The organism is Streptomyces rishiriensis, from assembly GCF_030815485.1.
In the GTDB taxonomy this organism is placed as follows: Bacteria; Actinomycetota; Actinomycetes; order Streptomycetales; family Streptomycetaceae; genus Streptomyces; species Streptomyces rishiriensis_A.
Genome location: NZ_JAUSWV010000002.1, coordinates 5,073,598 through 5,095,496, shown reverse-complemented (window position 1 = coordinate 5,095,496; position 21,899 = coordinate 5,073,598). Strand labels below are relative to the sequence as shown.

At 71.6% G+C, this 21,899-nt stretch carries 25 protein-coding genes and 1 pseudogene; 21 read left to right on the top strand and 5 right to left on the bottom strand.

What is annotated here, in order from left to right:
* Nucleotides 1–1,279, top strand: a pseudogene (locus QF030_RS40620) (hypothetical protein).
* 99 nt (nt 1,280–1,378) lie between these two features.
* Here the strand turns inward: QF030_RS40620 and QF030_RS25235 are convergent.
* The 3 genes from QF030_RS25235 to QF030_RS25225 are packed head-to-tail and all read right to left on the bottom strand — an operon-like array spanning nt 1,379 to nt 2,632.
* On the bottom strand, nt 1,379–1,663 hold the full coding sequence (locus QF030_RS25235; protein ID WP_307167858.1) for a hypothetical protein: 285 nt from the start codon (nt 1,661–1,663) through the stop codon (nt 1,379–1,381).
* The gene (locus tag QF030_RS25230) at nt 1,660–2,322 is read right to left on the bottom strand and encodes a hypothetical protein (protein ID WP_307164909.1); all 663 of its coding nucleotides are present in this window, start codon (nt 2,320–2,322) and stop codon (nt 1,660–1,662) included. The genes QF030_RS25235 and QF030_RS25230 overlap by 4 nt, the downstream gene beginning before the upstream one ends.
* Nucleotides 2,315–2,632: a WhiB family transcriptional regulator gene (locus QF030_RS25225; RefSeq protein WP_307164908.1), complete on the bottom strand. Its 318-nt coding sequence runs from the start codon at nt 2,630–2,632 to the stop codon at nt 2,315–2,317. Before QF030_RS25225 ends, QF030_RS25230 begins: the two co-directional genes overlap by 8 nt.
* Before the next feature lie 223 nt (nt 2,633–2,855).
* Here QF030_RS25225 and QF030_RS25220 point away from each other — a divergent pair, with 223 nt between their 5' ends.
* The 5 genes from QF030_RS25220 (at nt 2,856) to QF030_RS40615 (ending at nt 6,116) form a co-directional block, all read left to right on the top strand.
* Nucleotides 2,856–3,353, top strand: coding sequence for a helix-turn-helix domain-containing protein (locus QF030_RS25220; RefSeq protein ID WP_307164907.1), 498 nt, complete (start codon nt 2,856–2,858; stop codon nt 3,351–3,353).
* A gap of 583 nt (nt 3,354–3,936) precedes the next feature.
* Nucleotides 3,937–4,350 carry a hypothetical protein gene (locus QF030_RS25215; RefSeq protein WP_307164906.1) on the top strand — a complete coding sequence of 138 codons (414 nt, stop codon included), beginning with the start codon at nt 3,937–3,939 and terminating at the stop codon, nt 4,348–4,350.
* Nucleotides 4,351–4,580: 230 nt separating this feature from the next.
* Nucleotides 4,581–5,183 carry a phage tail tube protein gene (locus QF030_RS25210; RefSeq protein ID WP_020132649.1) on the top strand — a complete coding sequence of 201 codons (603 nt, stop codon included), beginning with the start codon at nt 4,581–4,583 and terminating at the stop codon, nt 5,181–5,183.
* 139 nt (nt 5,184–5,322) lie between these two features.
* Nucleotides 5,323–5,613 (top strand): hypothetical protein, encoded by a 291-nt coding sequence (locus QF030_RS25205; RefSeq protein ID WP_054238774.1) that lies wholly within the window; start codon nt 5,323–5,325, stop codon nt 5,611–5,613.
* A 116-nt stretch (nt 5,614–5,729) separates the two neighbouring features.
* Nucleotides 5,730–6,116, top strand: coding sequence for a hypothetical protein (locus tag QF030_RS40615; RefSeq protein ID WP_373428803.1), 387 nt, complete (start codon nt 5,730–5,732; stop codon nt 6,114–6,116).
* A 51-nt stretch (nt 6,117–6,167) separates the two neighbouring features.
* Here the strand turns inward: QF030_RS40615 and QF030_RS25195 are convergent, their stop codons facing one another.
* Nucleotides 6,168–7,328, bottom strand: coding sequence for a hypothetical protein (locus tag QF030_RS25195; RefSeq protein WP_307164905.1), 1,161 nt, complete (start codon nt 7,326–7,328; stop codon nt 6,168–6,170).
* Nucleotides 7,329–7,646: 318 nt separating this feature from the next.
* Here QF030_RS25195 and QF030_RS25190 point away from each other — a divergent pair, with 318 nt between their 5' ends.
* Complete coding sequence (locus QF030_RS25190) at nt 7,647–7,856, top strand: hypothetical protein (protein WP_307164904.1); 210 nt, start codon at nt 7,647–7,649, stop codon at nt 7,854–7,856.
* Between the two features lie 52 nt (nt 7,857–7,908).
* On the opposite strand, the gene QF030_RS25185 is transcribed toward QF030_RS25190, so the two are convergent.
* The gene (locus QF030_RS25185; protein ID WP_307164903.1) at nt 7,909–8,586 is read right to left on the bottom strand and encodes a hypothetical protein; all 678 of its coding nucleotides are present in this window, start codon (nt 8,584–8,586) and stop codon (nt 7,909–7,911) included.
* Between the two features lie 28 nt (nt 8,587–8,614).
* On the opposite strand from QF030_RS25185, the gene QF030_RS25180 reads away from it, so the two are divergent.
* From QF030_RS25180 to QF030_RS25115, 14 genes are all read left to right on the top strand, one after another.
* On the top strand, nt 8,615–9,304 hold the full coding sequence (locus tag QF030_RS25180) for a hypothetical protein (RefSeq protein ID WP_307164902.1): 690 nt from the start codon (nt 8,615–8,617) through the stop codon (nt 9,302–9,304).
* Between the two features lie 10 nt (nt 9,305–9,314).
* Nucleotides 9,315–10,508 (top strand): phage tail protein, encoded by a 1,194-nt coding sequence (locus tag QF030_RS25175; protein WP_307164901.1) that lies wholly within the window; start codon nt 9,315–9,317, stop codon nt 10,506–10,508.
* Entirely contained in the window at nt 10,505–11,794 is a 1,290-nt protein-coding gene (locus QF030_RS25170) for a tape-measure protein (protein WP_307164900.1), read from the top strand. The genes QF030_RS25175 and QF030_RS25170 overlap by 4 nt, the downstream gene beginning before the upstream one ends.
* A 254-nt stretch (nt 11,795–12,048) precedes the next feature.
* The gene (locus QF030_RS25165) at nt 12,049–12,969 is read left to right on the top strand and encodes a phage distal tail protein (protein ID WP_307164899.1); all 921 of its coding nucleotides are present in this window, start codon (nt 12,049–12,051) and stop codon (nt 12,967–12,969) included.
* A gap of 4 nt (nt 12,970–12,973) precedes the next feature.
* On the top strand, nt 12,974–14,290 hold the full coding sequence (locus tag QF030_RS25160) for a hypothetical protein (RefSeq protein ID WP_307164898.1): 1,317 nt from the start codon (nt 12,974–12,976) through the stop codon (nt 14,288–14,290).
* Nucleotides 14,291–14,360: 70 nt separating this feature from the next.
* Nucleotides 14,361–15,575 carry a hypothetical protein gene (locus tag QF030_RS25155; RefSeq protein ID WP_307164897.1) on the top strand — a complete coding sequence of 405 codons (1,215 nt, stop codon included), beginning with the start codon at nt 14,361–14,363 and terminating at the stop codon, nt 15,573–15,575.
* 38 nt (nt 15,576–15,613) lie between these two features.
* The gene (locus tag QF030_RS25150; RefSeq protein ID WP_307164896.1) at nt 15,614–16,801 is read left to right on the top strand and encodes a hypothetical protein; all 1,188 of its coding nucleotides are present in this window, start codon (nt 15,614–15,616) and stop codon (nt 16,799–16,801) included.
* Between the two features lie 43 nt (nt 16,802–16,844).
* Nucleotides 16,845–17,867 (top strand): hypothetical protein, encoded by a 1,023-nt coding sequence (locus QF030_RS25145; RefSeq protein ID WP_307164895.1) that lies wholly within the window; start codon nt 16,845–16,847, stop codon nt 17,865–17,867.
* Nucleotides 17,868–17,904: 37 nt separating this feature from the next.
* Entirely contained in the window at nt 17,905–19,047 is a 1,143-nt protein-coding gene (locus QF030_RS25140; protein WP_307164894.1) for a hypothetical protein, read from the top strand.
* Nucleotides 19,047–19,787, top strand: coding sequence for a hypothetical protein (locus QF030_RS25135; RefSeq protein WP_307164893.1), 741 nt, complete (start codon nt 19,047–19,049; stop codon nt 19,785–19,787). The genes QF030_RS25140 and QF030_RS25135 overlap by 1 nt, the downstream gene beginning before the upstream one ends.
* Nucleotides 19,788–19,816: 29 nt before the next feature.
* The gene (locus tag QF030_RS25130; protein WP_307164892.1) at nt 19,817–20,356 is read left to right on the top strand and encodes an ATP-binding protein; all 540 of its coding nucleotides are present in this window, start codon (nt 19,817–19,819) and stop codon (nt 20,354–20,356) included.
* Nucleotides 20,357–20,467: 111 nt separating this feature from the next.
* Nucleotides 20,468–21,355: a peptidoglycan-binding protein gene (locus QF030_RS25125; RefSeq protein WP_307167685.1), complete on the top strand. Its 888-nt coding sequence runs from the start codon at nt 20,468–20,470 to the stop codon at nt 21,353–21,355.
* Nucleotides 21,356–21,371: 16 nt separating this feature from the next.
* Nucleotides 21,372–21,620 carry a hypothetical protein gene (locus QF030_RS25120; RefSeq protein ID WP_307164891.1) on the top strand — a complete coding sequence of 83 codons (249 nt, stop codon included), beginning with the start codon at nt 21,372–21,374 and terminating at the stop codon, nt 21,618–21,620.
* The gene (locus QF030_RS25115) at nt 21,617–21,877 is read left to right on the top strand and encodes a hypothetical protein (protein ID WP_307164890.1); all 261 of its coding nucleotides are present in this window, start codon (nt 21,617–21,619) and stop codon (nt 21,875–21,877) included. The genes QF030_RS25120 and QF030_RS25115 overlap by 4 nt, the downstream gene beginning before the upstream one ends.
* Nucleotides 21,878–21,899 lie beyond the last annotated feature (22 nt).

Here is a 21,899-nt window from a genome sequence, read left to right as displayed (position 1 = left end):
ATGAGCACGGCTTCCAGCGACACGGCGACGGACTCCGCCGTGCCCGACGGGCCGCAGGAGCGCTCGCGGAGACTGCGCCGCCTCGCCCTGCCGGACGGTGTACGACCGTACCTCGCTCCGATGCTCCTCTACGGCGTCACGAAGCTCGTGGGCCTGACCGTGTTCGCCTGGCTCCTGGAGTCGGCCGACGAATACCAGAAGAAGAACCCTCGCTTCGGCGGGGGCGCCCACTGGTGGGACGTCCTGGCCACCTGGGACGGCTGGTGGTACCTCCAGGTCGCCGAGAAGGGGTACGACCCCCGCCCGCTGGAACGGCTCGCCCCGGGCGGACTGTTCACCGTCAAGCAGAACTCGGTCGCCTTCTTCCCGCTCTATCCGGGCCTGATCCGGGGCGTCTCCGAGATCACCGGGCTGGGGCTGTACGGCTCCGGGATCCTCGTCTCGGTCATCGCCTCCTTCGTCGCGGCCGCCGGCATCTACGCCGTGGTCTCGACGCTCGCCGGGGTGCGGGCGGGCACGATCGCGGCCGGGCTGTGGGCGGTGGTGCCCGGCGCGGGCGTGGAATGGGCGGTCTACTCGGAGTCGGTCTTCGTCGCCATCGCCTCCTGGTGCTGCTACTGCGTGATGAAGCGGCGGTGGGTCGCGGCGGGGTTGCTCGCCTTCGTGGCCGCGGCTCAACCGTCCGACCTCCGCCGCGCTCATCGGCGCGGTCGGGCTGGCCGCGATCGTCACCCTGGCCCGGCGGGACAGCAGGCGCGAACACGGCGTCTCGGGGCCCCTGTACGCCATGTTCGCCGCGCCGCTCGGCCTGCTCACCTACATCACCTGGGTCGGTCTCGGCATGGGCGACCTCACCGCGTACTTCACGCTCCAGCGCGAGGGGTGGGCGCACTACTTCGACTTCGGCTCCTACACCCTCGACGTGCTGGGCAACACGGCGGTGGGCCGCCACGACTACCTGTTCGCGTTCTCGGTCCCCGATCTCCTCGGCGTCCAGCTGGTGCTGGCGCTGCCCTTCCTGATCGCGCTGATGCTCCGCAAGAAGCCGCCGCTGGTGCTGGTCGCGTACACCCTGGCGAGCGTGATCACCGTGCTGGGCACCCAGCAGATGTTCGGCAACACGGGGCGGTATCTGCTGCCGGTCTTCCCGCTGCTGCTGGCCCCGGCGGCGGCGCTGAGCCGGCTGAAGTGGCCGAGCCTGGCGGTGTTCTTCGGGACGGCGGCCATCGCGTCGGGGTGGTACGCGCACTACGTGATCTTCGAGCTGGGCATTCCGTAGCCCCGGTGCGGTGGAACCGGGACGTGAACCGGGCGGTGAACCGGTGAACCCGGACGGTGATCCAGGCGGTGAACCGGGGGGCGGTGAAAGAGGCCGGGGTCACCGGGTCCGGCGGGTGGCGCGTTCGGCGGCGAACACGTCCTCGAGGCGGAAGAGCTGGGCCCGGCCCGCCTTGCCGGCCGGCGCGAGGTGACCCAGCTGGACCCACTTGCGGATGGTGGCGGGGGCCACACCCACCTCCTGGGCCGCGAGAGGGCCGGGAATCAGGGTCGGCCGGCCGCCGGCACGTCGGTCGCGGGTGTCTCGGTCGGCGCGGTCGGGGGCGCTTCGGTCGGCGCGGTCGGGGCCGCTTCGTTCGGGGGTGCTTCGTTCGGGGGTGCTCATGCGCGCGCCCACTCTGCCTCGTCCCAGGTGTGCCGGTAGGCCGGGTCGTCGTGGCAGCCGCAGTCCGGTTCCGGGCAGCGGCAGGCCGGATTGACGCAGAGGACGGCCGTGCGGTCGGGGAACGCCCGCAGGGATACGGAGTCGCACCACGGGCAGCGGCCGGCCACCCGTACGACGGTCTCGGTGTCGCCCAGCGCCCGGGCGCAGCGGCGGGCCATCCGCCGGGTCTCGTCCCGCACGTGCGCGGCCAGGACGGTGTCGGCGGCCACGCGGTCCAGGAGGGACGCGATCCGGCGCAGCCGCTCGGGCACCGAGGCGCGGCGCGGACGGGGCAGGCCGAGCCGGTCGCGTACCGCCTCCTCCAGTTCGAGCACGCCGTCGGTGATGTCGCGGATGGCGTCGGAGACGTGGAGGCGGAGCGGGGCCGCGCCGTGGCCGGGCGCCACGAGGCCGTGCCGCTGCTGGAGAAGCAGCTGCTCCTCGCGCTCCTCGCGCAGACGGGCGCCGAGATCGGCGGGGGGCCTCGGTGCGGCGGGCCGGTGGGCGGGGGTGGTGCGGCCGGGGACCAGTTCCGTGGACAGCTCGGGGAACTGCTGGAGCAGGGTGCCGATCCAGAGGGCGGCCTGGGTGGTGGGTCGGTCCTCGCAGGACTCAGCCACGGTGGCCTCCCTGGGCCGGCAGGTGGGTGAGGCCGGCGGGTCGGGCCGACGGGAGGAGATGCGCGGGCACGGGGACCGGACGGCCGGAGCGCCAGAGCCGGCCGCCGCAGACGCCGTCGAACCAGTTGTCGGCCGGTGCCACCGCCTCCTCGCAGGCCCGCCGTACGCGGCAGCCGGCGCAGGCCAGGAGCGCGGGGGCGGCGACCTTGGCCTTCTTCGAGAAGACGACCCGCGGTGGGAGCCCGGCACAGGCGGCCGCGGACTGCCAGCCGGGCGCTGACGGGCAGGAACTCGTTTCGGGCATGGACATGTGACCCCCTGGGTTCGTGATCGAGCCGTACTGGACGAACGCCGTCCAGACTTACAGATTGCGTGCGCGCCCGCAACGATGTTCAGTCGAGCCGGGGACCTACACCTCCCCCGAACCTCCACGAAGGGCACGAATTTTCCTCAGTGCTTGCTCGAGAGCACGTAATTCCGCGCGCGCAAGCAAGCTAAACTCTTGCCCACCCCCCGAAGGAAGAGAGAAAGACATGACCAACCAGGGCTTGGACGCATTCGCCGCGTGGGTCGAAGACCTCATGCGCGAGCGCGGCTACGACATCGACAGTCCACGCGGCGGCGGCAAGTCGAGAATCGCGGACGAGGCCGGCGTGCATCGCGCCGCGGTGACCCGTCTGCTCCAGCGGCAGAGCATGCCGGACCTCGAGACCACCCGCAGGCTCGCCCGCGTGCTCGGGGTGCCGGTCCGCGACATGCTCATCCGCTCCGGCCGGCTGACCGCGGAGGAACTGGCCGACCCGCACGACTACCTGTCCTCGCCCTCGCCCAGCGCCGACTTCGGGCGCCGCCCCACGTTGGAGGAGGTCGCCGACCTGCTGGGCGTGCCCGCCGACCGGCGGGAGATGTTCGTCAGGGTGGTGGAGCAGTTCCTGCCGAGCGAGGCCGAGGCCGGGGCCGAGGCGACGCAGGTGCGTGAGGACAGGCGGGTCCTGGTGGAGACGGCCGCGGCAGCGCCCGCCGTCGACTGACCGAACCGAAACCGCCGGTCACGCATGTCGTGCCGGCTCCGATCGAAGGGCACCCGTGGGCCGACGGGAGCTCCGATCGACGAGTCCCCCTCCCTGCGACCGAGGGGGACCGAGAGTCCTGACCGACGGCTCAGCTCCCCTCTGCGGACTCGGAAGCCCTGACCGGCGGCTCAGCTCCCCTCTGCGGACTGGGAAGCCCTGACCGACGGCTCAGCTTCTCTCTGCGGACTCGGGAGCCCGATGGACGACTCGTCCCCTCTCTGGGGGCCGCAACGCCTCGCCGGGAAGTCCGATCGACGGCTCATCCCTCTCTGGGTGATCGCCCTGATCGACGGCTCTCCCTCTTTCTGACCTGCACTCCAGCCCCTCCGCTCCCTCCCTTCACATCTCCCTCGCCGTTTTAGTTGCGTGCGCGCACGCTCGTCTGTCACAGTTGGTGCAGCGGCGGAGCTGTGCCCGCGAGCCCCGAGCGGGCCGTACCCGCCGCCGTACGCCGGGCCGAGGCGCCGCGCGCCTCCCCTTCCCCGCCCCTGCGCGGCGCCCGCCCGGCGACTTCCCCTTCTTCACGGCGAGGTGACCCGGCATGACCACACCCACCCCACCGAGCGCCTTCCCGGACGTCGAGGCCCTGGTCGTCGACATCCTGGAGGCCGACTCGGCGCTCTCCACGGCGCTCGTCGCCGTCGAACCGCCCGCGAACTTCGACGGCACGACCGCCGCCGTCCTCGTCAACCGGCGCGGCGGCGCGTGGATCGGCGAGCTGCACGTCGACCAGCCGCTGATCGAGCTGGAGGTGTACGGCCCGACCAAGCAGGCCGCGCACGTCCTGGCCAACTCCGCCCGCCGCGCGCTGCTGGCCGCGGCCGGCAACCGGTACGGCACGAACCTCGTCACCGAGGTGGAGGAGCAGGACGGCCCGCGCTGGCTGCCCGACTACCTCTACTCCGCGGCCAACCGCTACGTCGGCGTGCTCAAGGTGTTCCTGGACGTCCACTGAGACACCCGGGGACGGGAGCGTCCCCGTGACGTCCCCGTGACGTCCCCGAGCGTCCGCCGACGCACCCCGCGCGGGCGGTTCCCGCTCCGCGCCCCACCGACCGAAGGCCCCGCCGTCCACACGGCGGGGCCTTCGCCGTACCCGGAGCGCTTGTCCACCGGGCGACGGCACCCAGCACCACCGCACCACTCCGCACCCTCCGTCACACCCTTCTATAAGGAGACCCACCCATGGCAGGAACCAACTCCTCCGAGATCCGCATCGCAGGCGTCGGCCGGCTCTACGTCGCCGCCGCCGACACCAAGGTTCCGACGACCTTCTCCACCGACCCGTCCACCGACTGGGCCACCGGTTGGAAGAACCTCGGCTTCACCTCCGGTGAGGGCGTCACCTTCAGCAAGAAGGACAAGCTGGAGCCGGTCGACGTGTGGCAGGCCGTGAGCCCGGTGCACTTCGTGTACTCGGACCGCGACCTGACCCTGAAGTTCTCGCTGATGCAGTTCAACGAGGACACGCTGCCGTTCTTCATGGGCGGCGGCGCGGTCGAGGCGGTCACCGGCTCGACCGGCGTCTACAAGTACGAGATCGCCGACCGCCCGTACGCCGACGTGCGCGCCCTCGGCCTGGAGTTCACGGACGTCCGCGCCTCCGACGGCGCCACGGTGACCTACCGCTTCGGTGTTCCGCGCGGCCAGGTCACGGCGGCGGACGACATCAAGCTGGCCCGCAAGTCCGCGGCCCAGCTCGGCATCACCTACACGGCGATGGCCGCCGCCGACGGTTCGGCGCTGGCCAGCTTCGTGATGAAGGACGCCGCGTACGCCGCGTCCTGACCCGCCGGGGCGGGGCGGGCGCCGCCAACGACCGCCCGCCCCGCCCCGCCCCGGGCCCACACCTCTCCTTCGCAGTACCGATGACCCGATGACCAGCTGCTGCCCCAAGGACTCAAGGACCCAAGGAGTACCCATCGCCATGGCCCGTTTCGACGTCAACGCCGCCCGCGCCCAGCGCCTGGAGGCGCTCGGCCGTACCTGGTCGTTCGAGCTCGACGACGAGAGCTTCACCCTGCCCACCGAGCTGACCCGCGCCACCGCGAAGGCGCTGCGCGAGCTCGACGACAACGACGTGGACGGGCTGCTCGGGCTGCTCATGGGCGAGCAGCAGTTCGCCCGCTTCGAACGGCACGAGGTCACCATGCAGGACATCGCCGCGATCCTGGAGGCCTACGGCAAGGAGACCGGGCTCGGCCTGGGGGAAGGCTGAGCCTCGTCGGGTTCGTCGACGAACACGCCGAGGCCCTCGAAGCGGACCTGCTCCGCTATTACGGGATCGATCTGCTCGACTGGCACCGTGAGCGCCTCTCCGCGAGGCGGCTCGCGGTGCTCATCAAGCAGTTGCCGCGCGACAGCGCGCTGAACCGGGAACTGCACGGCGAGGCCGCCGACTGGTCGGTGAGCGACCATCTGCTGGCCGCCGCCGTGGACCATCTGGCGGCCGCCAACTGGATGTTCGCCTGCGTCAACTCGGAGGAGGGGGACCAGCCGGACGCCCCGGCTCCGGTGCCGCGTCCGGCGGATCTGGCCGAGAACGACACCTACGGGGACGGCGGCACGTACGAGAAGTACCAGGGGCACGAGGAGACCGGCGCGCACTCCGGGGGCGTCGGACGGTCGGCCTCCGGGCCGGTCCCCGCGACGGACGGGACACGGGCGGCCACGCCGGACGAGACCCCGTCGGCGTTCCAACTCGCCCGGTTCTTCGGCTGATCCGCCGGCGCCCACCGGTACGCCGGTCACGTCATGCCCGTCGGGCTCCGCTCAGCGGGAGCCCGACGGGCCGTTTCGCTCGTCCCGGCGACGGCCGCCCGCCCGGCCCTCCAGTTCGTCCGCGAGGGCCCGGGCCTTGTCCGAAAGCAGCCGGGGCCGGGGTTCGTCGCGGGCGCCCTGCGGATCGGTGGACCCGACCGGCTCCGGCCGCTCGACGTCCCCGGACCGCTCGGGCCGCTCGACGTCCCCGGACCGCTCGACGTCCTCAGTCCGCTCGGGCCGCACAGTCCGCTCGGGTCGTTCGGACTGCTCCTGTGCCGGTCGTTCCGCGGTTCCGGAGCTGTCCGGCCTGCGTGCCCGCTCCCGTCCGGCGGCTGCGGTCTCGCCGGGCAGGGCCAGCGGGGGCACGCTCGGCCGGCCGTTCCGCCGGACCACCGGCCGCCGGTCGGAGCCCGTGACGCGCTTCCCCCGCACCTCACGGGCGGAGAGCAGGATGTCTCCCTCGGCACCGGACCCGGAACCGGCCCCACCGCCACCGCCGACCTCGTCCATGACGTCCCGGTCCCCGTCGGACGAGCCGCCGCCCGTGCTGCTCGCGCCCGTCGGGCCGGCCGGCCCCGTCGTCCCGACAACGTTGGCCGTGCCCGGGTCGCCGTAGGGAGCCTCCTCGTGCCCGACCGTCTCCCCGTCCGTCTCCCCGACCGTCTCCCCGACCGGGGAAGGCATCGGCACCGGGGTTCCGTCCGCCGCCGAACGCTCCCGTTCACCGCGCCGCTCCACGCGCGTCCAGGCGGACGGAGGGCGCAGCAGTTCCACATAGGGCAGCGGAATGACCTCGCCGCCGCGCTCGTGTTCTCCCTCGGCCCGTCGGGCCCGGTGAGGACGCTGGCCGGCGCGGGCGTCCTCCTGGCCCTGGAGATAGGCGGCGGTGATCCGCTCCTCGTACGCGCGGCGGATCGCGGGCAGCTGTTCGTCGACCACGTCGGCCCAGCCCGCGCTGTACGCGGCCAGTTCCCGCCGGTCGAGATCGCTGCGGGGAAGGACCACCAGGTCACCCGGTTCATGGCCGTGCCGGAGGACCAGTTCCGAGACACGGGCGATGAGATGTGGAAGATCGGCGGCTTGTTCGAGCCAGTCGATCACATGCTCGCGCCGCGCGTTGGTCGCGTCCCCGTCCACCCCGTAGGCCTTGCTCTCGTCCCCTGGCCCCATCGCGCCCCCGCGCGAGAACGGCTGCCCGTCGCCGTCCACCGTCGTCCGGCGGACACTCAGTTCCCTTGTGTAACGCCGCTGTTCACCATTTCGTGCCCGACGGGAGAACGGCCGGATCCTACTCCACGAACCTGGGCACCACTTCGGGCGCACCCCCGGTATCACCGCAGGTCCCGACCGCTGAGCGACGTACGGTCCTCGCCAAACACAGAACGGCACCACAGGATTACTCGTACACTAGTTCGAACACGCGTTTCGTACGCCTCAGAGGCGCCACCTGTACCACAGCCCAGCGGACAGACCGGAAAGCAGGCCGACATGGTGACTGGCACGAGCAACTCCCCGAAGCAGCCGATCGACACCTACACCCGCCTCGCCCACCTCCTGCACACCACACCGCCCGACCGCGAGGCCCTGCTCGACCGGGTGTACGAGGAACTGCTCGCCCGGGAGTCCCGCGCCTACGCGGCCGGCTGGTCGGACGCCCTGACGGAGGCGCGGCGGGTGCATACCGGGCGCCGCCCGTAAGCCCGCGCCGCCCCAGCCCGCAGGGGCTCAGGCGAGGCCCCCGCCCGTGCCGTCAGAGGCTCTTCTCCCAGCGTGAGAATCCCCGCAGGACGGCCCGGGTGCTCCACCGCAGGCCGAAGTGGAATCCGAGCTGGGGCAGCACCTTGCCCTGATGCATCCCCTGCCTGCTCCAGAATGAGTAGTAGACGTCGTCGGGGTCCCCGAAGAACTGCCAGAACGTACGTGAGGCGTCGTACTGGCCGATATACCGCGCCATCTCCTCGGCCTGGGTCATCCTGTCGAGCCAGAAGATCACGAGCGTCGTGCCGTCGTACCCGGCGTTCCATTCACCGACCGCGCGTACCGCCGGCAGCGGCCGGCCGTACCAAGGGGCCTCCCCTACGCCGAGACGCCGCTCCACCTCGCTCGCGGGGACGTGGTCCTCGAAGAGCCCCCGCTCCGTGTTCGGCCTAACCGCCCAGTCGCCGATCCACTCGGACAGGGAATCCCGCTCCAGCCGAGTACGGATCACCTCGGTACCGGCGTCTTCGTGATGCGGCCCCTTCGATGTGTCCGGCTCTTTCTCTTCACCGTAGAGGAAGACGTCCACGCCGCGACCCGGCTGGAATTTATCGGCAATCTCCAGGACTCGTTCCGCATACCAGGCGATCGAGCCCTTTTTCTTCGGCTCGAAATACCAATTCCAACTGGTGGGGACGGCGAGCACTACGCGCACATCGTCAGAAAGCATGCGGGAACGCTAGCACAGGAGGGCAACAATGGGACGAGATCTCAAAGAAGTCGACGAGGCTCTCAAAACCCTCAAGAGCGACACCGAAACAGGTTTCGCCGGTATAAGGACTACCCTCGGCACGCACACCACGGATATCTCCGGGATAAACACCAAGCTCGGTACGCAGTCCAAGGACATCGTCAAGCTCCAGCAGTCCTACAAGGGACTCCGCACGACCCACAGCGGTATCTCCACATCTCTCTCGTGGATGAGCAACTCCATCGCTGCGCACACCAACGGTCTCACCGGCCTGGCCGCCAGTCTCACCCTGCTGACCGTCGGCCTGTCGATCTTCAAGGTCGACGAGAAAGGGATAACAATTCTCGGCGCGACCCGGGAATTCCCATGGAAGAAGAAGATCGACGAGCTTCAGAAAAAGATCGAGTCGCAGACACAGGAAAGGGATCGCGTCAAGAAGGAAACCCGCGACAAGCTCATCGACGACAACTTCCAGCACATCGAAAAGCTCAAAGAGACTGAGCAGACGGTCGAGAAACTGAAGCAGCGACTCGAGGTTGCGCGAAACGCCGCGAACGCTGAACGCCGACGGCTGGAGGCAGATCCCAACATGCGGACCAACCGGGGAATCGACGCACCGGTTCCCGTGGTCCGCGGTGTCGCCAGCGAGGTGACCGTTCTGCGCAGGGCTCTCCAGGAACTCACCGCAGCACTCTAAGGAGACATCCATGTCGTTGTCCTCAGCGGCGAGCCGGGCCGCCAACTCACTGCAACAGTTCAAGGCACAGGCCACCGGGGTCGCGACGGCGACCCAGAACCTCAGTCGCGCGGCACAGAGCGGAAAGGGCGAGATCGGCAAGCTCCGCTCCGCATCCCAGGAGACGGCCAAGCAGCTGAAGGACCTCAAGACCGCCTCCGACCAGGCCGAGAAGTCGCTCGGCAAAGCCGGGAAGACCGGGTCCGGTGCCGGCACGAACCTCGGTAAGTACGAGTCCGGGGCGGGCAAGGCGGCCAAGGGCCAGGACAAGATGAACAAGTCGATGAAGGGCAACTTCTTCGGCATGCTCATGGACCTGCTGGCACCGCTCATCCAGAAGGTCGTCGAGATGGCGACCAGGTCGAAGACCATGCAGAAGGTCCTCAAGACCGCCTTCGACGTCATCAAGTCCGTGATCAGCACCGTCATGAAGGCCATCGGGCCGATCATGAAGAACGCGGCCAAGCTCATCAAGTCGGTCTGGACCGGCATCAAGACGGCGATCTCGGCCGTCGTGAAGGCCGTCGCCACGGTGATCAAGACCTACGTCGCCATCTGGAAGAAGGTCATCACCACCGCGCTGAACGCGATCAAGACGGTCGTCTCCGGCGTCTGGAAGGGCATCAAGGCCGTCATCTCGCCGGTCGTCAACTGGGTCAAGTCCGCGATCCCGAACGCCTTCAAGGCCGTCAAGGACAAACTGTCCAGCATCTGGGGCGGCCTCAAGGGCATCGCCGGCCGCGCCTTCGACGGCATCAAGGGCGCGGTGAAGGGCCCGATCAACGCGGTCATCGGCATCATCAACCGCGCGATCGGCGCCCTCAACGGCATCAAGGTGTCGATCCCGGGCTGGGTCCCGGGCGTCGGCGGCAAGACCTTCGGCGTCAGCCTGCCGAGGATTCCGATGCTGGCCACCGGCGGTGTCGTCATGCCCCGCTCCGGCGGTGTCCCCGCGATCCTCGCCGAGGCCGGTGAGGCGGAGGCCGTCCTGCCGCTGAGCAAGCTGGACCGGCTGCTGCGGCGGGCCGCGGCGCAGGGCTCGGCGTACGCCGGGACGAGCGGTCCGGGCGGCGCGCTGCACATCGAGCACTACTACGCGGCCGAGAGCAGCAGCCCGCAGCGGACCGCCGACGCCCTGATGTTCCTGGCGAAGGCACGCGGATGAGTACCGCCGCACTGCCTGCGGGAGGCGGGGCGGCCGACCTGTTCGCCGGGGTGACACCGGCTTTCCAGGCCTTCCGGTCCCGGCTGGGGCAGAACACCGCCGCGGCGCGCTCCCTGGTCGGCCGGATCAAGAGTGCCGCCACCGGCGTCGACGCCGTCCGTTCCGCCGCTTCCCAGGGCGCCACCGCCGTACGTCAGGTCAAGACCGGCGCCGAGGCCGCGAGCCGCTCTCTCGCGAAGGCCGGGCAGACCGCCACCGCCGCCGCCTCCGGCATCAAGTCGGCCGGCACCCGCGCCAAGGGCGCCGGCAAGTCGCTCGGCACCCTGAACTCCGCGTTCGGCGGTGTCCTCGCCATCGTCGGTGCGCTGATCGAGGCCTCCGGCGTGCTCGGCGACCTCATGGGCGCCTTCGGCACCGCCATGACCATCGGCTCCGGCGTGATGCTGATCATCAACGCCCTCACCCGCGCCAACCCCATCGGGTTCGTCACCGGTCTCCTCCTGCCCGTCGCCGGCTGGCTGATCGATCTCGCGCTGACCTCCGAGACCGGGCAACGGCTGATGGAGCAGCTCGCCACCCTCGTACTGAAGTACGTCGAGGGCTATCTGATCCTCATGACGCCGCTGCTCAAGGGCATCGCGAGCGCGGTGAACACGTACGTCACCGGATACCTGGCCGTCATCACCACCGCGCTCACCGTCATCGGCACGCTCCTCGGTACCGGTTTCGCCGTCATGAAGGCGCTGACCACCGGGGACACCCGGGCGCTCAGCGGCAAGGTGTCGTCGGTCTGGCGGGGGTTCAAGGACGCGGTGCGGCCGGCGCTGGAGTGGATCACCAGGGACGTCCCCCGGATGTTCACCCGGATCAAGGAGGCCACCTCCCGCACCCTCGACGCGATGGGGAAGTTCGTGACGACCGGCACCCAGACCGTCGCCGGTGTGGTCAAGGGGCCGATCCAGGGACTCATCGCCTTCGCCAACTGGGTCATCGACGGGCTCAACTCCCTGAGCTTCTCCATCCTCGGCAAGAAGTTCGGCATCCACCTGGACAAGATCCCGATGCTCGCGGAGGGCGGCATCGCCGTCCCCGGCGCCTCCCGGGGCGCGGGCCGGGTGCTGCCGCTGACCGCCCTGGAGCGGCAGCGCGTGCTCGCCCGGCGGCACCGGGCCCGGACCTCAGCACCGCCGTACCGGGTCAAGGAGTTCCACGAGAGCGCGGGCACGGGCGCCCGGGGCACCGCGGAGGACCTGCTCTTCCTGGCCGCGGCCCACGCATGCGCCTGACCCCGCACGCGCACCCGGGCACACAGCCGCACCCAGACACGCAGCCGCCTCCGGACACGCACCCGCACCCGCCCGTGAACCAGCAGCCCCCACCGCCCATAGGCACGCGGCCGCACCCGCCCATGCGCCGACAGCCGCGTCCCCCCATGAGCCCGCGCACCAGCCCTCACCCGTGCTCGCAGCCGAGCCGCGCACAAGCCCGCCCGCACCAGCTCGCCCACAAGCCCGTACACAAGGAGTGAGGTGACGGCCCGATGGCCGAGATCACGACAACCGCATACACAGACGATGTGGCCCCCGGCTCACTCATCACCCGCGACGGGCAGATGCAGTGGGCCGGACTGCTGATGGGCCCCGGCACCTCCTACGAGATCGACCGCGGCGGCCTCAACGGCTGGGAGGACCTGCCGGAGTACGACTCCTCCGACGCCGACCACCCCACCGCGCACGGCGCCTGGCCGGGCGCCCGCTACGCCAAGCCGCGCAGGGTCGGCGGCACGGTGTGGACCGTCCCGGCGCAGGACGACACCGTCTCAGCGCTCACCGCGACCCGCGTCCTGCGCCAGGCCCTGCTGCTCGGCGACGCCGAGCGCTGGCTGGCGGTGCGGCTGCACGGCGAGACGCTGGCCGTACGGGCCCGGGTCAGCCAGCGGGTGCTGGCCGCCGACCGGACGTACACCACGCAGGGCGTCTCCCGGGCGTCCGTGCAGTGGTACGCCACCGACCCGCGCCGGTACTCGGTCACCGAGCAGACCGCCGTCACCGGCGCCCCGCAGCCGGAGAGCGGTCTGACCTGGCCGCTGACCTGGCCGCTGTACTGGGGTCAGGCGGCCTCCACGGGGGACGTCAACGCCGACAACGGCGGCTCCGCGCCCACCCACCCGGTGATCACCTTCACCGGCCCGTGCGCCAACCCGACGGTGACCGACCGGACTTCGGCGCAGCGGCTGCGCTACGAGATCGCGCTGGCCTCGGGCGACGAGCTCGTCGTCGACACCGCCGCCGGCACGGTCACCCTCAACGGCACGGCCTCCCGCCGGCACACCGCGGCCGCGGACAGCAGCCCCGAGGAACTCTTCGCGTTCGCCCCCGGCCGCGCGCAGCTGGCCTTCCGGCCCGACACCTACGGCACCGGCGCCCAGATGACGGTGCGCTGGCGAGAAGCGGAGTGGTGACCCCATGACCGTACGAGCCGCCTGGCTCACCGAGACCGGCCAGACCCGGGAGGACACCCGGGTCACCCTGTCCGGACTGCTCACCCCGAACGCCCTGGTCGCGGAGAACATCCCGCTCAAGGCCCGCGGCGGTATCGTCCCCGGCGGCTTCGCGCTCACCGGCGCCCCCGGGGGCATGACCTGCACGGTCGGCACCGGCCGCGCCTTCGTGCAGGGCGGCCGGACCGGCCAGGGCGTCTACCCCGTGGCGGTGACCGAACCCGAGAGCCTGACCGTCGAGGACGGCGACCCCACACACCAGCGGATCGACCTGGTCGAACTCGTCGTCCAGGACAGCGCCTACGACGGCACCGCGGACACCGTGGCACGCGTCCGCCTGGTCAAGGGCACCCCCGCGGCCACGCCCCAGCAGCCGGTCGGCCCCGACGGCAGCACCCTGCCGCTGTACCGGATCCTGGTGCCCGCCGGGGCGTCGGCCGGCTCCGGCGGACTGGCCTGGGACTCCGCCGTCGCCAACCTGCGCTACGCCACGGTCGCCCTGGGCGGCATCGTGCCCTCCGCCGGCTTCAGCGGCGCGTACGCCGGCCAGTACCGGGACAACGCCGGCGTCCTGGAGCGCTGGGACGGCACCGCCTGGGTCGCGTACCCCAAGGGCGTCGGCGGCATCCCGCCGGCCGGCACCCTCACCGCCGGCAGCTACGCGGGCCAGTACCAGGAGGACCCCACCGGTCCGCTCCAGCGATGGAACGGCTCGGCCTGGGTGGCGTATCCGAAGTCCGTCGGCGGCATCGCCCCCTCCGGCGCCGTCGCCACCGGCGGTTACCCCGGCCAGTACCGCGAGGACTCCGCCGGTCTCCTCCAGCGCTGGAACGGCTCGGCCTGGAGCTACGCGGAGGGCCGCACCACCCTCCTGCTCAGCGTCTCGCAGACCAGCGAGCAGTCCGTGGTCCACAACACGTGGACGCAGATGACCCTGCAGGGCACCGACGTCGACGACGCGGGCGCCTGGTCGGGATCCAACACCTACACGGTGCCGAGGGCCGGCTGGTGGCGGGTGTCGGGGTCCGTCACCTGGCTCATGCAGCCCTCCACGGGCTCGCGCGGCGGGCGCGTCTACCTCAACGGCAACGGCGTCGCGCGCGCCACCTGGCTGGTCGGCGCGGGCCCCGGCGCGACCTCGGTCGGCGGCACCGCCCTGATCAGGTGCGCCGTCGGCGACAAGCTCGCGCTCTACGGGCTCCAGAACTCCGGCTCGACCATCATCACCCTCGGCGGCTCCGGCTACTACACCAACTTCGCCGCCGAATGGCTCAAGTCCTGACGCGTCCTGACGGACCCTCACACCCTTCGCACCCCGGAGTTCGCCTCCGACGACCACAGGAGACCAGCAGATGAACCTGCGCAGCTCATGGGTGGCCGAGACCGGCCAGACCCGCGAGGACACCCGCCTGACCCAGCTCGGCGCGACCACCCCGGCCAACCCGCTGGACGTCCGCTCCGGCATCCTGCCCGGCTCCTACGACGGCCAGTACCGCCTCTCGGGCTTCTGGCTGGAGGGCCGCGCGGGCACCATGACCGCCACCGTCCACGAGGGCCGGGCCGTCGTCCAGGCCGACAGCAACCAGGGCGCCTACCCGGTCACCCTGGCCGAGCCGATCACCCTCACGTTCGCCGACGGCGACGCCTCCTACGGCCGGATCGACGTCGTCGTGCTGCGCGTCTACGACGATCTGTACGACGACTCCGGCTTCACCAAGGCCGCCGTGGAGATCGTCCGGGGAACTCCGTCGGCCACCCCCGTCGTGCCCGCGCTCCCGGGGATCGCGCTGCCGGTCTACCAGGTCGCCGTCCGGGCCGGCATCAGCGCCGGCAAGGGCGGGATCAACTGGAGCACCGATGTGAGCGACCTGCGCACGCCCACCGTCGCGGTCGGCGGCATCCTGCCCGTCTACGGCGACACCGGCAACGGCGCCTACCCCGGCCAGTACCGCGACTCCGGCGGCGCTCTCCAGCGCTGGGACGGCTCCGCCTGGGTGTCCTACCCCAGCGCCCTGGGCGGCATCGCCCCGTCCGGCGCGGTCGGCACGGCCAGTTACACCGGCCAGTACCGCGACAGCCCCGCCGGGCTCCAGCGCTGGAACGGCACCGCCTGGGTGACCTACCAGCCGGTCCCGACCTGGACGAACTACACGCCGGTCTGGCGCTGCGACACCGGCACGGCGCCCACGATCGGGAACGGCACGCTGGCCGGGGCGTACGTGAAGACGGGCACCGTCGTCACCTTCCGGATCTACCTCAAGATCGGTTCGACGACCAACCTGTCCGCCCAGGACGCCAACGGCGACTGGAGCTTCTCGCTGCCGGCCACGCCGGTCTCCACCGCCTGGAAGCTGGACGGCCGCGTGCTGAACGCGGAGGCCTTCGACGACTCCGCGGTCCTCATGTACCAGGGCAGCGGGCTCCTCGCGGTGGCCAACGGCGGGGTCGTCCGCTCGCTGCGCGACACGCTCAGGACCGGCACCAGCCCGTGGGACAAGTCGGCCCCCTTCACCTGGGCCGTCAACGACATCCTCTCCCTCCACGGCACCTACGAGTCGGCGTCCTAGCCGGCCCTCTGCCCGGCCACCTGACGAAGGGAACCATCATGGCCGTACGTTCCGCCTGGCTGTCGCCCGACGGCCAGACCCGGGAGGACACCCGGGTCACCCAGATCGGGGCGGTCGCCCCGGTCAGCGACATCAAGGGCCGCTCGGGTGTCCTGCCCGGCTCCGAGAACGGCCTGTACCGGGTCACCGGACTCTGGCTGAACGGCACCACCGGCGGCATGACCGCCACCGTGGGGGTGGGCCGGGCCGTCGTCCAGACGTCCGTCGCCCGCGGCGCCTATCCGGTCGCCGTCACCGAACCGGTCCCGCTCACCTTCGACGCCGGCGACTCCCAGTTCGGCCGCGTCGACCTCGTCGTCCTGCGGATCTACGACGACGACTACGACGGGTCCGGCCGTACCGAGGCCGTCGTCGAGATCGTCAAGGGCGCCGCGGCCGCCACCCCGGTGGCCCCCGCCGCCCCGGACGCCTCCCTCGTCCTGTTCACCGTCGCCGTGGCCAAGAACGCCGGCGCCGGCAGCGGCGGTATCGACTGGGACAGCGCCCGCGTCGATCTGCGCCCCACCACCGTCCCGCTCGGCGGCATCCTGCCGACCCGCTCCGACGACACCGCTCCCGGCGGTTACCCCGGCCACTACCGGGACGTCAACGACACGCTCCAGCGCTGGAGTTCCACGGCCTGGGTGTCCTACCCGAAGGGCGTCGGCGGGCTCGTCCCGGCCGGGGTGCTGACCACGGGCGGCTATGTCGGCCAGTACCGCGACTCCACGCTCGGCCAGCTCCAGCGCTGGAACGGCAGCGCCTGGCAGCCGGCCGTGCCGGGGCCCGTCTTCGCGCAGTCACTGGACGCCGGGACCACCGCCTCGACGACGTACACGGCCGCCCTGGCCTCCACGGCCGTCACGGCGCTCACGCTCAACTTCACCGCTCCGCCGTCCGGCGCCGTGATCATCAGCCTGGGCGCCCGGATGTCCTCCGGCGGCGAGACCGCGCAGGCGCACATGTCGCCGCAGGTCACGCTGGGCTCCACGGTGATCTGGGCGGCGGACGACGAGCGGGCCGCGTCCGGCTCGGGCGCCGTGTCCAAGTCGACGTCGACCCAGCTGCGCCTGGCCTCCCTCACCGCCGGCTCGACCTACACCGTCACCGCGATGCACCGGTCGAGCAACGCGACCTTCACCTGCGCGTTCGACACCATCTTCCTGCGCGTCGACCCGATCGCCTGAACCGGCGGCCCGCTCCCGCACGTCTCCCCGAAAGGAGTCGACCATGCCCGTGCGCTCCGGATGGCTCTCCCCCGACAGCCAGTCCCGCGAGGACACCCGACTCGTCTCGCTCGGCGCCCTGACCCCCACCTCGCCCGTCGCCACCCGCTCCGGTGTCCTGCCGGGCTCCTCCGACGGCGCCTACCGCATCTCCGGCTTCACGCTCAGCGGCACGGCGAACAGCATGTCCGCCACGGTCAGCCCCGGCCGTGCCGTGCTCCAGAGCACCGACGCCAGGGGCGCCTACCCGGTCGCCAGCACCGAGTACCTGCCCGTGACGTTCGCGGACGGCGACGCCCAGTACCAGCGCGTGGACCTGCTCGTCCTGCGGATCTACGACGACGCCTACGACGGCTCCGGCCGCAGCGAGGCCGTCGTCGAGATCGTCCCGGGCATCCCGGCCGCCGCCCCGGCGGTACCGGCGGCGCCCGGCCTGTCGCTTGCGCTGTACGAGGTCACCGTCCCGGCCAAGGCGAGCGCGGGCACCGGCGGCATCGCCTGGGCCACGGCGCTGGTCGGCCGCCGCACCGCCACGGTCGGTGTCGGCGGCATCCTCCCGGTGACCACCGACGCCTCCAACGGCGCGTACCCCGGCCAGTACCGCGACCTGAACGGCGTGTTCCAGCGCTGGTCCGGCACCGCCTGGGCCGACTACCAGCCGCCGCTCGTCGTGGAGACGACCACGGCCGGCCTCACCGCCCAGGGCAACTGGTCCCTGTCGTGGTTCGGCGCCCGCCGCACCCGCGGTGTGTGCTCGTTCTCCGTCGGCCTCACCCGCACCACCAGCGCCCTCACCGCGACGGCCGCCGGCACCACCAGTCCGGGCAACGTCGCCGACGAGCTGATGTGCGCCCTGCCCGCCGGCTGGCGTCCCGTCATCGAGACCTACGCCTGCGCCAGCGACGGATACGCCGACGGCGCCGTCCGGATCGCCGCCGACGGCTCGGTCCAGCTCGTCAGCTGGTCGACCAGCGGTGTCATCGCGGTGGGCAACGTCCTGCGCTTCTCCGCCTGCTTCGTGCTGTGAGCGCCGACCGACACCGGCCCTGGGAGCTGACCGCCGTATGACCACGACCACCCCCTACCGCGCGATCTTCTGCGATCTGCGCACCGACGACACCATCGACATCCTGCCCCTGCGGGACGTCACCGTCGACGACTACATCGGCAGGGCCGGATCCCTCTCCGGCACCGTGCCCGTCCCCAACGCGGAGATGGCCGCGCGCGTCCGCCGCATCGAGGAGGGCCGCACCTCCGTCTACCTCCAGCGCGGCAACGACCTGTGGTGGGGCGGCATCATCTGGACGTCCACCCTCCAGAGCGACGACCGGGGCGTGCTCACCCTCGGCATCCAGGCGGCCACCTTCGAGTCGTACGCGGGCCGCCGCCGTATCCGCCAGGACCTCACGTTCTCCGGGAGCGACGACCAGCTGGAGGTGGCACGGCGCCTGTGGCGGCACCTCCAGACCGGCGAGCTCGTCGACGACGGCACGCCGCCCGCCCCGACCGGCGGCGACATCGGCGTCACGTACGGGACCGAGACCTCGGGGCGGTCGCGCGCGGTGTCGTACCGCGACGGCGACGAGACCGTCTATCTGGAGGCGATCGACGCCCTGGCCGCCCTGGAGAACGGCTTCGAGCACTACATCGCCGTCTACCGCGACCCGGTCACCGGCACCCGGGTGCGCCGGTTGCGGCTGGGCAGCCCGAAGATCACCACCGGCAGCACCGACCTGGTCATGGACCGGCCCGGCACGATCCTGTCGTACACCTTCCCGCGCGACGCCACCCGCGGCGGCACCACCGCCCGGGCCCGCGGCGCCACGGACAACACCAACCAGGCCGTCGAGTCCCGCCCGCTGTTCGCCGACGCCGACATCCCCGACGGCCGAGCCCTGATCGAGGTCGGCTACCCGCGGATCGACCTCGCCTCGGACCACAACGACATCGCGAGCACGACGATCCTGCGGTCCCTGGCCAACGCCGAGCTCGCCGAGGGCACCGGCGCCGTGGTGATCCCCGAGATCAGCGTCCGCCTCGACGACCTGGTGCCGTCCGCGCTGCTGGGCCGCACCGTCCGGCTCCGGATCGCCGACGAGTGGTGGACCGAGGGCCTGGACGCCCGCTACCGGATCATCGGCGTCAAGGTCAGCCCGGCCCAGCGCGGCCGCCCCGACACCGCCGAGCTCTACCTGGAGGAGGCCTGATGCCCCAGCTCCCCGAAGACATCATCGACCGGCTCACCCAGATGGAACGCCGCATCCAGCAGCTGTCCACCGCCGTCAACACCCGCCCCGCCCTCAACACGATCACCGGCGGCGAGGTGGAGATCAAGGACGGCACCCTGAAGGTCACCGACGGCGGCACCCTGCTGGTCCAGCGGCCCGGCAGCACCGACACGATGTTCCGGGTCGGCTCCTGGAAGGACGCCGAGTACGGCCTGGAGATCCACCGCCAGACCGGCAGCCTCGCCATGACCCTGTTCAACGGGGACGGCAGCGCGAACTCGCTCCAGCCGCTGCGGATCTACGACAGCGGCAACCGGGAGATCTTCTCCGACGACGTCAACAGCGGCGGGCTGGCCCGGCCCTGGCTGGCCATGCTGCCCCCGCAGGATGCGGCGCAGACGCGCTGGCCGCAGACCACCTCCACGGCCTGGGCGACGATCGCGATGTCGTACAACCCGGTCTGGCAGCCGAAGATGCGCCTGCGGCTGAACACCGCGGCCAGTTCCGGCGCCGCCGGCCAGGTCCGGGTGCTGGTGAACAGCGCCCAGTGGGGCCCCACGGTCGCCGCGGGCACCGAATTCGACTACACGGACCTGATCAGCACCACCTTCTCCACCGTGTACACCACCACGCTCAAGGTGGAGGTCCAGGCGATCGTCACCAGCGCCTCCGGCACCGTCTACGCCACCCCGGTCCTCATGCACGGCCGCCAGACCTGACCCCGACACCACAGAAAGGCAGCGCGTCCATGGACATCGACCCCACCCAGCCCTGGGGCCTCGTGATCGACTACGCGGGCCGGGCCACCCTCACCGAGAGCGGCCACACGATCCACGTCAACGTCTCCGACACCAGCCTCAGCTCGGTCATCGGCCCCGACTCGATCAGCGGGACCTACTCGCCGGTCAACGTCACCGCCCAGTTCACCGAGACCGGGGAGGGCGGCGCGGTCCTGCGCGGCACCGGCCGCATCACGGTCATGCCCGTCGGCGCGGACCCCGTCGTCCCCGACCCGACGGCCGTCCGGCAAGCGGTCGCCGCGGCCCTGACCGACTTCGCGACGAACGCGGCGGCGTACGTCGCCCTCTGCGCCCGGTGGCAGCCGGACGACGGCGCCGAGAACGGTGACGGCGACGGCACCACTCCGGACCCCGCGACCGAACCGGACCCGGCCACCGAGGCCGATCCCGAGACCGCCGCCGACCCGGCCGCCGAGGCAGCCACCGAAACCGGCACCCTCACCGCGGCCACCACCGGCACCGGCGCCGACGACCCCGCCATGGTCTGAGGGCACCGCACCGACAGAAGAACGGCCCTCGCCGCCACCCCCGCCACCCCGAGCCGCTCCCCCGCCGGCCGGGGTTTTCTCATGCCCGCACCCTCCTCGGAAGGCACCACCATGGCCAACCCCCTCTCGGCCGACGCCCTCGTGTCCGCACTGCGGGCCGAGGGCGTCAGCGTCGTCGAGCATTCCGGCTGGCGCACCAACAACCGTAACCACAAGGGAAGTTGGGGACCGGTCAACGGCGTGGTCATCCACCACACCGTCACCTCCGGCACCAGCAACAGCGTCAGTATGTGCTTCGACGGCCACTCCGCCCTGCCCGGCCCGCTCTGCCACGGCGTGATCGCCAAGGACGGCACGGTCCACCTCGTCGGCAACGGTCGCGCCAACCACGCGGGAAGCGGCGACGGTGACGTCCTGCGCGCCGTCATCGCCGAGAAGGCACTGCCCGCGCCCGACGAGAACGACACGGACGGCAACGTCCACTTCTACGGCTTCGAGTGCGTCAACCTCGGCGACGGCAAGGACCCCTGGCCGGCGGTCCAGCTGGAGGCCATGGTCCGCGCCTCCGCCGCGCTGTGCCGGGCCCACGGCTGGTCGGCCGCCTCCGTGATCGGCCACAAGGAGTGGACGAACAAGAAGATCGACCCGCGCGGCTTCGCGATGACCGACTTCCGCACCAGGGTCACCGCCCGGCTGGGCAAGCCCACCACCCCGGGCACCGGTACGGGCGCCGGCACGAGCGAGCCGCGGTACCAGCCCTTCCCCGGCGCCGCCTGGTTCCGGAAGAACCCGAAGTCGGCGATCGTCACCGCGCTGGGCAGGCGCCTGGTCGCCGTCGGCTGTTCCGCCTACGCCTCGGGGCCCGGCCCGCAGTGGACCGAGGCCGACCGGCTCTCCTACGCCAAGTGGCAGCGCAAGCTCGGTTACACCGGTTCCGCCGCCGACGGCTGGCCGGGCGCCACGTCCTGGGCGGCGCTCAAGGTCCCCTACAGCTCCTGAGAATCGAGGCCCCCCGATGTCAGAGGCCGCCAAGCGCACCCTCCGTACCGTCCTCCAGACCGCTGTCGGCCTGTGCGTCCTGCTTCCGGCGGTCGTCCACGCCGCCGGCATTCCCGGCACCCTGCCCTGGGTCGCCGCGGCGCTCACCGCCGCCGGCGGCGTGACCAGGGTCATGGCCCTGCCCGCCGTACAGACCCTGCTGCCCTCGTGGCTGCGCACGGACGTCCCGGCCGGCGGAAAGCCCAGCGAAACGAGCGACGCGTGAACGAACCCTTCTCCGACCCGGCCGCCGTGGCCCTGGAACTGGAAAGGCTGCGCGGCACCGTCGAGGCCGGCTTCGCCCGCGTCGACGGCTCACTCGCCCTGCTGGTCCAGCGCAGCGACCAGACCGACAAACAGATCGCCGACCACGAACAACGCCTCGACGCCCTGGAACGCTCCCGCTGGCCGCTCGCCAGCATCGGCGCCCTGGCCGCCGTGGCGACGGTCGCCGTCACCGCCTGGGAGCTGACCGGCCGCTAGGTCGTGTCCGGACATGCCGAAG

Excerpts from the sequence above, each read along its gene's own strand:
- QF030_RS25235 (WP_307167858.1), bottom strand. The coding sequence starts at position 1,663 with ATGAGCACCCCCGAACGAAGCACCCCCGAACGAAGCGGCCCCGACCGC.
- QF030_RS25225 (WP_307164908.1), bottom strand. The coding sequence starts at position 2,632 with ATGTCCATGCCCGAAACGAGTTCCTGCCCGTCAGCGCCCGGCTGGCAG.
- QF030_RS25220 (WP_307164907.1), top strand. The coding sequence starts at position 2,856 with ATGACCAACCAGGGCTTGGACGCATTCGCCGCGTGGGTCGAAGACCTC.
- QF030_RS25215 (WP_307164906.1), top strand. The coding sequence starts at position 3,937 with ATGACCACACCCACCCCACCGAGCGCCTTCCCGGACGTCGAGGCCCTG.
- QF030_RS25210 (WP_020132649.1), top strand. The coding sequence starts at position 4,581 with ATGGCAGGAACCAACTCCTCCGAGATCCGCATCGCAGGCGTCGGCCGG.
- QF030_RS25205 (WP_054238774.1), top strand. The coding sequence starts at position 5,323 with ATGGCCCGTTTCGACGTCAACGCCGCCCGCGCCCAGCGCCTGGAGGCG.
- QF030_RS25195 (WP_307164905.1), bottom strand. The coding sequence starts at position 7,328 with ATGGGGCCAGGGGACGAGAGCAAGGCCTACGGGGTGGACGGGGACGCG.
- QF030_RS25190 (WP_307164904.1), top strand. The coding sequence starts at position 7,647 with ATGGTGACTGGCACGAGCAACTCCCCGAAGCAGCCGATCGACACCTAC.
- QF030_RS25185 (WP_307164903.1), bottom strand. The coding sequence starts at position 8,586 with ATGCTTTCTGACGATGTGCGCGTAGTGCTCGCCGTCCCCACCAGTTGG.
- QF030_RS25180 (WP_307164902.1), top strand. The coding sequence starts at position 8,615 with ATGGGACGAGATCTCAAAGAAGTCGACGAGGCTCTCAAAACCCTCAAG.
- QF030_RS25175 (WP_307164901.1), top strand. The coding sequence starts at position 9,315 with ATGTCGTTGTCCTCAGCGGCGAGCCGGGCCGCCAACTCACTGCAACAG.
- QF030_RS25170 (WP_307164900.1), top strand. The coding sequence starts at position 10,505 with ATGAGTACCGCCGCACTGCCTGCGGGAGGCGGGGCGGCCGACCTGTTC.
- QF030_RS25165 (WP_307164899.1), top strand. The coding sequence starts at position 12,049 with ATGGCCGAGATCACGACAACCGCATACACAGACGATGTGGCCCCCGGC.
- QF030_RS25160 (WP_307164898.1), top strand. The coding sequence starts at position 12,974 with ATGACCGTACGAGCCGCCTGGCTCACCGAGACCGGCCAGACCCGGGAG.
- QF030_RS25155 (WP_307164897.1), top strand. The coding sequence starts at position 14,361 with ATGAACCTGCGCAGCTCATGGGTGGCCGAGACCGGCCAGACCCGCGAG.
- QF030_RS25150 (WP_307164896.1), top strand. The coding sequence starts at position 15,614 with ATGGCCGTACGTTCCGCCTGGCTGTCGCCCGACGGCCAGACCCGGGAG.
- QF030_RS25145 (WP_307164895.1), top strand. The coding sequence starts at position 16,845 with ATGCCCGTGCGCTCCGGATGGCTCTCCCCCGACAGCCAGTCCCGCGAG.
- QF030_RS25140 (WP_307164894.1), top strand. The coding sequence starts at position 17,905 with ATGACCACGACCACCCCCTACCGCGCGATCTTCTGCGATCTGCGCACC.
- QF030_RS25135 (WP_307164893.1), top strand. The coding sequence starts at position 19,047 with ATGCCCCAGCTCCCCGAAGACATCATCGACCGGCTCACCCAGATGGAA.
- QF030_RS25130 (WP_307164892.1), top strand. The coding sequence starts at position 19,817 with ATGGACATCGACCCCACCCAGCCCTGGGGCCTCGTGATCGACTACGCG.
- QF030_RS25125 (WP_307167685.1), top strand. The coding sequence starts at position 20,468 with ATGGCCAACCCCCTCTCGGCCGACGCCCTCGTGTCCGCACTGCGGGCC.
- QF030_RS25120 (WP_307164891.1), top strand. The coding sequence starts at position 21,372 with ATGTCAGAGGCCGCCAAGCGCACCCTCCGTACCGTCCTCCAGACCGCT.